The following is an 8,961-nucleotide window of genomic DNA, read 5'->3' as shown; positions in this document are numbered from 1 at the left end:
GCGTCACGAGGCCCGCGGACCAGCTCGACCACCTGCGCTCCCGCCACGTCGTAGAGCGCCAGGCGAACCTCGGCGCGCTGTGGGAGGTAGAAGGAGATCGTGGTGCGCTCGCGTGAAGGGTTCGGCGAGCTGAGAAGTTGGAGGTTCGATCCACCGCTCGCCACGGGACCGACGCCGACCGTGGGCACCGGCCAACCCAGCTGGCCTCGAATCTCTCCCGCCGGGAACGCCGCCGTATTGATGTCGAGATAGACCTCGCCGCGGAACATGGAAAAGATCGCGGTTGCCGTCAGCGCATCGGGATCGGTCGTCTTCCACACCGCGTCCGCGGACGCCGCCCCGATCGTCTCGCCAGGATAGAGAGGACGCAGCACAGGGCCGTTCACCCCGGGAGGCCCCTGCCCGAATTCCGCCGAGGTCGGCCCCGCGACCAGCTCGTTGTTGGAAACCCGCCACAAGAAGCCTTCGTCGGTCAGCGTCATCGACGCCGTGCCCTTCCCCGGACTCAAGTTGGGCGGGACTTCCTGCGGGCCGTTGAGTCGCGCGCCGAACGGCAGCCCGCCCGACAGCACGAGCTGTCCGCGGATCTCGCCTGCCGGGTTCGCGGCGGTGTGGATGTTGACGTAGATGTTCTCTCGCAGCAGCTCGGTGACGAGCGCCGGCGTCAGCGGCTGAGCGTCGGTGGGCTTCCAGACGCCGGCCAGCGTGTTCGGGGTCATGAATTCGCCCGGCGTGAACCCGCGCACGATGCCACCGGCCACACCGCGCGTGCCGAGATGGAAGTGCGCGCCCGTGGCCGCGCCCGTCAGTCCGTCGTACGTGATGTTGAATGCCAGACCGTACGGCGTGAGCGTGAACGACCCGTTGCCGGCGCCCACCACGCCAAGCGGTGGCGTCTCCTGGGTCCCGAACATGAAGGCCTCGAACTCGGCGCCCGAGGCCGGCACGATCTGCCCTCGTGACTCCCCGGCGGGATTCGCGGCGGTGTGGACGTTGAAATAGAGGTTGCCCTTCATCAGCTCGGTCACCATCGCCGGGGTCAAGGGCTGGGGATCGGCGGGCGTCCACATGCCCGTCATCGTCGTCGGGCTGATGAACTCACCGGCCACGATGCCGCGCACGACTCCACCTCCGACTCCAATCGGAGCGTTGTGGAAGTGAGCCCCTGTGATGGGTCCGGTGAGTCCGTCCATCGTGATTCGGAAGAAGAGCCCGCCCGGCAGGAGCCGGAAGTTCCCGGTGCCGATCGGTAGCGTGGCCGGCATGGGTATTGGCGGCTCTTCCTGCTGCCACGTCAGGTTCGCGGTGTAGGTCGCGGTCGCGGTCGGACCGGGCTGGCTGAGCACGAGCTGGCCTCGAATCTCGCCGCCGCCGAACGCGGCCGTGTGCACGTTCACGTACAAGTTGCCGATCATCAGCTCGGCGATCAGGTCGGGCTTGAGCGGCTCGGGATCGTTCGGTGTCCACAGCACCAGGAAGCTGGTGCCGGAAATCAGTTCCGTCCCCGAGAACGTGCGCACCGGCGCACCAACGACTCCCGGCGGGGCCCGATGGATGTGAGCGGCGGTGATCGGTCCGCTCAGCCCCGTGGACGTGAGGTCGACGAGCAGTCCCGCCGAGGTGAGCGTGGCCGTCGCGGTCCCGAGGGCGGGGCTCGCGTTGGCGGGTACTTCCTGAGCTCCATCGAGCCTCGCGGAAAAGCCCAGGCCGCCTGCCAGCTGAATCTGTCCCCGTATTTCGCCTGCGGGGAAGGCCGCCGTGCGGATGTTGACGTACATGTTGCCGGCGATCAGGTCTCTCTTCTGCGCGGGCGTGAGTCCGGTGATCGCTCCAAAAGCCGTGGTGCCGGCGAACGCGAGCGGGAACGTGGCGCCCCCATTCACCCCGATCGCGCCGGTATAGATGCTCGCTGAGCCGATCGCACCGGTGAGATTGTTGACCTGGATGTGGTACGCCAAGCCTTCTTCGGTGAGCGTGAAGGAACCTGCCCCCGTCCCCACCGCTCCCGTCCCGGGATTCTCCTGCGCGCCTTGGAGGTTCGCGGTCAAATGGACGCCGGCGCTCAGCTGGATTTGCCCGCGGATCTCGCCATTGAACGGATTTGCCGCCGTATAGATGACGAAGTGGAGGTTGCCATCGAGCAGATCGGGGATGAACGGGTCGAGCGACGCCCCCGCCGGCCACAAGCCGGCGGCCGTGTTCCTTCCGAGGAAGTCTGGAGTGAAGTTCAGCAGGACGGCTCCGACCTGACCCGGCGGGCCGCGATGGATGGTCGCGTCCTTGATCGGACCCGACAACCCCTCGACCGTGATGACGTACTGGAGTCCCGCGCTCGTCAGCGTCAGGAACGCGGTGCCTGTGGCGGCGGTGGCGACTCCGGGGAACGGCAGGATCTGGTTTCCCGTCAGGCGCGCGGTGAAGTGGGCCTGCGCAAACGATGTCGTTACGGATCCGAGCAGTGCGCCGATCGCAACGAGAGAGGCGATGAACCTTGGCATGATGACCTCCGGGATGAGGGATGAGAGGGGGCAGAACCCGGGGCGATCCATGACGGAGCTTCAACCAAAACCGCTTCTATCCCACCGAGAAATGACCATGCGGGCCTCTGGTCAAAACGATGGCTGGTGCAAGGGAAGGCCGGGAGGATACTCCCGGCCTCTCGAGAGGACCACCGTTTTCAGCGAGGCGTGCTCAACGCGTCGGAGGTCTCACGCCATTCCGAACAGCTTCGCGTAGTGCCTCCACCAGTCGCTCTGAAAACGCGCCCGGGGATCATATTTGCGTTTGAGCCTCAGGAACTCGGCGAACTGCGGATAGCACGACTCCACCCGCGCGCGGTCCGCCCAACGGTGGTAAGTCAGGTAATAGCTCCCATCCCGGCGCGCCGCCATGTCGATGAGGCGCTGGAACGCCTCAGCCGAGTGACGTATCCCGTCCGGCGTGTGTCGCGTGTGGAGGTTGAAGATCGTGCACACGTACGGCTGCTTCGCCCAGGTGAGGAACCCCTCATCGTCCTTCTCGATGAGTCGCACTGTCCCATAGATCATGTCGACCTGGTTGCGACGGAAGTCTTCACGAACCTCCGCGAGGAAGTCGGCGAAACGCGATCGCGGCACGTCGATCTCGGTGATCATCTCAGTGCCCCGCTCGCGCTCCGGCAGCGTGGGGTCGAGCGCCCGGTGGTAGTCATCGAGGTAGTTGGCCATCTGATGGGTGTCTGACCAGTAGAGCTGCCCCGAGGTGCTGAGGTAATAACCGGAGTAGCGGCGGAACCCCTCCGCCTTGTCGGCATGCGCGAGGTAGAGCAGCTTTCGCCAGTCGTCGTCCGCGAGTCGTTTCTGGACGTCCGGCATCCGCGTCGCCGGATCGACCGCCCGGTAGCACGAAAACACTCCGCGCCGCAGAAAGTCGTCGGACTTGTCGTCGGTGGAGAACTGGAAATCGCCCCACTCGAATCCCTCGGCGATCCGCTTCTCGAATCCCCCCATGAGGTCCTCGGCCTGGATCACCTCGACGACGCGCTCCACCTTGCGGCGCGGCACCATTCGGACGGTCGCGGACGTCACGATGCCGAACATTCCATAGCCCCCGGCGACCAGGCTGAACAGCTCACGGTTCTCGGTGCGGCTGCACGTCCGCAGCTCGCCGTCCGCGTCCATGACGACGAACGAGTCGAGATCGGCGATGAACGGCTTGCGCGTCAGCACGCGGCCATGAGCATTGGCGGCGATCGTGCCGCCGATCGTGAATCGGTCGGCGCCGGTCTGCTTCTGCGCGATTCCCCACGTGGTGTCGCCGCCGCCCTTCTGGACCTCGAGGTAGTGCTGAATGAGCTCGGGCCATTCGATGCCACCCTCCACCTCCATCAGCCCCCGCTCGCGGTCGAAGCGGATCACTTTCCCGAGCCCACGGGTGTCGATGTTGAGTGAGTCCTTCGCGAACTGCTGGCCGCCCATGGCGTGGTGACCACCGGCGATCGAGATCGCCTCCCCATTCCGGCCGGCGCGGCGCACGAGATCCCGCAGCTCCGCAACCGTCTCCGGTCGGACGATCTCGCTGACGCGGGTGCGGTTGAGCTGGGAGTGGATGTCGTTGACGTAGAGCTCCGTGCGGCGCGTGAGGGCCGGCGCGCAGCCGTAGGCCGAGAGCGCGAGGATTCCGGCGCTCTTCAAGAACTCCCTGCGCTTCATCGAGGTGAGACAGTGCCCGACACGGAATCCAACGCGCAACCCGTGTTAGGCTGCAGAGACTGCTTCTCGCGCGTTAGCGAGAGTGTCGCCGCCCGCCGGATTGCCGGCGAGTGACCAGCGCGTCGCGAGGCATTTCGTCCATGGAGGGACCTTGTCCGATCTCACCGACCTCGACATTCCACGCTTCGCTCCACCCGAGGTCTTGCACGGCGATCCCCAGCGGGTGCTGGAGTCGGTCTTCGGCTACCGCGAGTTTCGCCCCGGGCAACGCCACATCATCGACGCCGTGCTGGCGGGGAGCGACTGCATTGGTGTGATGCCGACGGGGGCGGGCAAGTCACTCACCTTTCAGATCCCTGCGAAAATGCTGCCCGGCCCGGTGCTGGTGATCTCGCCGCTGATCTCACTGATGAAGGACCAGGTGGATGCGCTCACCCGTCTCGGGTTCAAGGCCACGGTGCTCAATTCCAGCGTGGACTTCCAGGAGCGGCGCAAGCGCCTGGGGGCGCTGCGCCGCGGTGAGATGGAGCTGGTGTACGTCGCGCCGGAGGGACTCGAGGGCTCGCTCCGCCCAGTCCTCGCCGACTGCGGAACGAGCCTGGTGGTGGTGGACGAGGCCCACTGCATCAGCCACTGGGGGCACGACTTTCGCCCCGCCTACCGGCGTCTCCAGGGTCTCAAGGCCGAGTGCGGGGACATTCCGGTGCTGGCGCTCACCGCGACCGCGACGAGGCGCGTGGTGGGCGACATCATTCGGCAGCTCGGCATGCGCAAGCCGGCGGGGTTCAAAGGCTCGTTCTTTCGCCCCAACCTGCACATCACCGCGCATCGCAAAGGAGGCGTCGGTGCGGCCAAGCGCGACATGCGCCGCGACCTCTTGGGAATCGTGCGGCGCCACCGCGGAGAGAGCGGGATCGTCTACTGCATGAGCCGGCGAGGGGTGGATTCGCTGGCGAAGTGGCTGGTGGAGCGCGGGGTGAAGGCGGTGCCCTACCACGCCGGGCTCGACGACCGGGAGCGGACCCACAACCAGGACGCATTCGCCCGCGACGAGGTGGATGTGGTGGTGGCCACCGTGGCGTTCGGCATGGGCATCGACAAGAGCAACGTTCGATTCGTGGTGCATCGCGACATGCCGAAGAGCATCGAGGCGTGGTACCAGGAGATCGGCCGCGCCGGCCGCGACGGGCTCCCGAGCGACTGCGTGCTGATGTACTCGTGGGCCGACGTCATCGGCTACGAGGCCTTTCTCGACGGCATCGATGATCCGGCTCTGCGCCAGGAGACGAAGCAGAAGACCATCGAGATGTTCCGACTGGTGGACCGGCGCGGCTGCCGCCACCAGGGGCTCGTGCGCCACTTCGACGAGACGCTGGAGCCGTGCGGGACCTCGTGCGATGTATGTCGCGGCGCCACCATCGCGGACCTGGTGGCCGGCGGCGAGCACGGCGTCGAGAGACCGGGACGCGCGCTCAGACCGGACCGCTCGACGGCAATCAACAATCCGGAGCTTTTCGAGCGGTTGCGGGCGCTGCGCAAGCGCCTGGCCGACGCCGAGGGCGTTCCCGCCTACATCGTGTTCAGTGACGCGGTGCTACGCGGGATGGCGTCGCGGGTGCCGCGTACCCGGTCCGACCTGGCAACCATCCCCGGCATCGGGCCGGTGAAGCTGGAGCGCTACGGGCGAGTGTTTCTCGAGGAGATCGCCAAGGAAGCGTGACGGCGTCAGCCACCGGCTTGATCCTCGCTCCCACGCTCGTCGGTGTCCGCCTCCTCGCTCTCCCGCTCGAGATTCGCGAAAGGGAGCGCGCCGTAGCGCGCAACGAACCCCGCCAGCAGCGCGGCCTCCACCAGGGCGGGATCGTCTTCACCGGTGGACTTCCACGCCACCAGCAGCGCCCCGTGGTCGCGCAGTTGCCATAGTAAGCGGCCGCCCCAATGTCCCACGACGCGCCCGTGGCCGAAGCGCAAGAGGCGCTTGATTCGCTGCTTGAGAAGCGAGCGCACTCCTGGCCCGCGAGCGCGGCTGATATACAGCACGTGTGCGCCCGGCACCCAGCGTGCCTCCAGCTCTTCGATCGGGAGGCTAGGGTCGACGCCGCGATACACAGGCGCGGAGCTTCGCGCCATGAACTCGGGCGTGCAGGGGGAGTCGCGCAGGATGGCGTAGACGCCGCGTTCGTTCGGCAGTCCTTCGCAGCGCCGGTCGTGGAGCTGGCCCGCTCGAAGGAAGCCGACAAAGCCCTGCGCGCGGAGAAACGCCCGCGAGCCGGCATCGGCCACGGCGTCGTTGTCGGTGCTCACTCGCCATGGCTCCAATACCTGGACACTCTCTTCATACTCGGAGTCCCGCTCGAGCGCTGTGTGTGGTTGCTTGCGGTGCGAGCGCAAATGTAGCTCATGGGCTGGGCTGAGGGTTCACCGGCTCCGTCCTCCACGGCTCGATGCACACCGGGCAACTCTCCTGGATCTTGGCCCGGATCTCCTCCTCGACCGCGGTGCCCCACCAGTTCTCACCCATGTTCACGCACGTCCCGAGCTGATAGCTGCCACACTCGACTCTCATGATCGGGCTGACAAAATCGTTGTCGCGGAAGTCGCCCGTCGAGGTGTGCCGCACCTCGATCACGGTCTCGGCCGCGCGGAAGACGGTGCGCTGGAATGTCCCTCCCGAAGCTCCATGAAGCAGCACGTAGGTTCGGCTGCCTTCGAAACTGCACGCCAGGACCGTGGCCATGGAGTACGAGAGATCCAGTCGTGTCATCCGGCACCGGAGAAACGCGAATGCGCCCCCGTTCGCGGCGACGTTCCCCAGCTCGGAATCCTCGGCGGAGACGCGGCCCCCGTCGGACGACAGCCCGGACGTGACCACATGACGAAGATCGGCGAGGCCATGGCGGACGGTCAGGTAGCCGATTCGCAGGTTCTGCAGCTCGCGTCTCGATCCCGACAGGGACAGCGCACCGAGCACCGCGTACTCGATCCGCGCGCTCGCGGTCGAGTCGATCGAGACCCGGCCGCCGCCTCCGAGACCCGAGTGCCGGCTCACGACGCGGATGGAGTCCCCGGGCGTCCCCGCCATGAGGAGGCCGCCTCGAACCCGCAGAGCGCCATAGTCGATGATGGTCACCACCGTGCCGGGCAGGATGGTCAGCGTCGCGCCCGGCCGCACCTCGACTTGTCCCAGGACGATCGGCCCGCTATCCGGCCCCCAGGTCTCGTCACCGGTCACGGGCGCGGTTCGGAAGTCGGTCCGCACCTCGAGAACCCGGATGACCTTGACGATCTCCCCGACCATGCAGGTCGAGGCTCCGCCGATCGACCGCACCCGCAAGGTGACGAACGACCCCGCCGGGGGAATGGGATCGCGCCAGGAGCTGAGCTCGTAGGTCCGCCCCGCGCTGGTGAGCACGTAGCATCCGAAAGCATTGCCCAGCCGTCCGGAGATCTTGAATCCGACCTCGGGCTCGAACAGGCAGGAACTGAGCGAGAGGCCGCCCCCCAGCAAAGCGGCAGCCAGTGCGAAGGTCTGCAAGTGGTAGGTTGCACGCATCCAGTGACTCGAGCCGTCACGCCCGGGGCGACGGACTCCCCAAGAGTACAACCCCCGCGGCGCCGCAGAGTCACCAGAAACCAGCAAGGTGAGCGGAATGCGCTCTGAGAGGTTGGCTCTGTCGGTCGGAGGTTCGGAGTGAAGATCGTCTCGGCCGAGTTCGTGACCAGCGCGGGCAGGGCGACGGAGTGTCCCCGTGATCAGCGCCCGGAGATCGCCGTGTCAGGGCGCTCGAACGTCGGAAAGTCCTCGCTCCTGAATTCCATGCTCGGGCGCAAGTCACTCGCGATGGTGTCCGGCACGCCCGGCAAGACCCAGCGCCTGAATTACTTTCTGGTGAACCGCCAGTTCCACGTGGTCGATCTGCCCGGGTACGGGTTCGCACGGGCCCCGGGGGCGACGCGCAACCAATGGCACGCGATGATGCAGGAGTACCTGCACACCCGCGGACAGCTGGCTGGAATCATCCAACTCGTCGATTCCCGTCACGAGCCCTCGCGCGAGGATCGCGAGATGGTGAAGTGGCTGCGCTTCGAGGAGCTGCCGTTCTGCCTGGTCGCGTCGAAGATCGACAAGCTGGGGCAAAGCAAGCGGCCACCCGCGTTGCGCGCCATCATGGATGCGCTGGAGTTGTCACCGACCCAACCGCTGGTCTCGTACTCGAGCCAAACCGGGGAAGGCCGCGGCGCGCTGCTCGCATGGATGGGTGACACGCTCGAGACGGCGTCCGGGACCGGGCCGCGGGCCCGTGGCGGCGACCGCCCCACGTCAGGTTCACACCGAACGTGACCCGATAGAGGAATGGCGCGTCCCAGCCGTACACTCGGGTGTGAGCAATCCGGGTCCGTGACTTCGATGAGGTCGCAATGCGCTACCAAGGCAACTTCTCAATTTTCGCGTTGGCGCTGGTCTCGCTCACTCTCTGTGCCCCGGCTGGAGGCCATCCCGTCACCGTCGACGGGGCTGCCACCGACTGGTTCGCGAACCAACCTCCCTACGCCAACCTCGGCGAAATCTTCCGAAACGGCAGCGGCCAAGGAGAGTACGTCTGGCGAGATGTGACGGGCGACTACCGGACCGACCTCGGCCCTCTCCCGTGGGTGGATCTCACCGAGTTTCGGGTCACCGGGACCACCTCGTCGCTCTTCTTTCTGATCCGCACGGCCGGGACCAGTCCTCCCGTGTTGAGCAAGCCCAGCTTTCAGATCGCGGTGGACC

General features: G+C 66.6%; 7 protein-coding genes. 3 read left to right on the top strand and 4 right to left on the bottom strand.

Features of this window, described 5'->3' with window-relative positions; genetic code table 11:
• Together VFQ05_12720 and VFQ05_12715 are read right to left on the bottom strand one after the other, a co-directional pair.
• A partial coding sequence (locus tag VFQ05_12720; GenBank protein ID HET9327627.1) for a CHRD domain-containing protein occupies nt 1-2,498 on the bottom strand: 2,498 nt, incomplete at its 3' end.
• Nucleotides 2,499-2,708: 210 nt separating this feature from the next.
• The gene (locus VFQ05_12715) at nt 2,709-4,172 is read right to left on the bottom strand and encodes an FAD-binding oxidoreductase (protein HET9327626.1); all 1,464 of its coding nucleotides are present in this window, start codon (nt 4,170-4,172) and stop codon (nt 2,709-2,711) included.
• 169 nt (nt 4,173-4,341) lie between these two features.
• On the opposite strand from VFQ05_12715, the gene VFQ05_12710 reads away from it, so the two are divergent.
• Nucleotides 4,342-5,910: an ATP-dependent DNA helicase RecQ gene (locus tag VFQ05_12710; protein ID HET9327625.1), complete on the top strand. Its 1,569-nt coding sequence runs from the start codon at nt 4,342-4,344 to the stop codon at nt 5,908-5,910.
• A 5-nt stretch (nt 5,911-5,915) separates the two neighbouring features.
• Here the strand turns inward: VFQ05_12710 and VFQ05_12705 are convergent, their stop codons facing one another.
• Nucleotides 5,916-6,494, bottom strand: coding sequence for a hypothetical protein (locus VFQ05_12705; GenBank protein ID HET9327624.1), 579 nt, complete (start codon nt 6,492-6,494; stop codon nt 5,916-5,918).
• Nucleotides 6,495-6,588: 94 nt separating this feature from the next.
• The gene (locus tag VFQ05_12700) at nt 6,589-7,743 is read right to left on the bottom strand and encodes a hypothetical protein (GenBank protein HET9327623.1); all 1,155 of its coding nucleotides are present in this window, start codon (nt 7,741-7,743) and stop codon (nt 6,589-6,591) included.
• Between the two features lie 138 nt (nt 7,744-7,881).
• Here VFQ05_12700 and yihA point away from each other — a divergent pair, with 138 nt between their 5' ends.
• Both yihA and VFQ05_12690 read left to right on the top strand, forming a co-directional pair.
• Nucleotides 7,882-8,532, top strand: coding sequence for a ribosome biogenesis GTP-binding protein YihA/YsxC (gene yihA / locus VFQ05_12695; GenBank protein HET9327622.1), 651 nt, complete (start codon nt 7,882-7,884; stop codon nt 8,530-8,532).
• A gap of 77 nt (nt 8,533-8,609) precedes the next feature.
• The coding region (locus VFQ05_12690) for a hypothetical protein (GenBank protein HET9327621.1) at nt 8,610-8,961 on the top strand (352 nt) is incomplete at its 3' end.

Source organism: Candidatus Eisenbacteria bacterium (assembly GCA_035712145.1).
Lineage (GTDB): Bacteria > Eisenbacteria > RBG-16-71-46 > RBG-16-71-46 > RBG-16-71-46 > DASTBI01.
This window is presented reverse-complemented; position numbering and strand designations above follow the sequence as displayed.

What these genes read in the sequence shown, in the direction of transcription:
- VFQ05_12700 (HET9327623.1), bottom strand. Translation starts at nt 7,743, where the DNA reads ATGCGTGCAACCTACCACTTGCAGACCTTCGCACTGGCTGCCGCTTTG.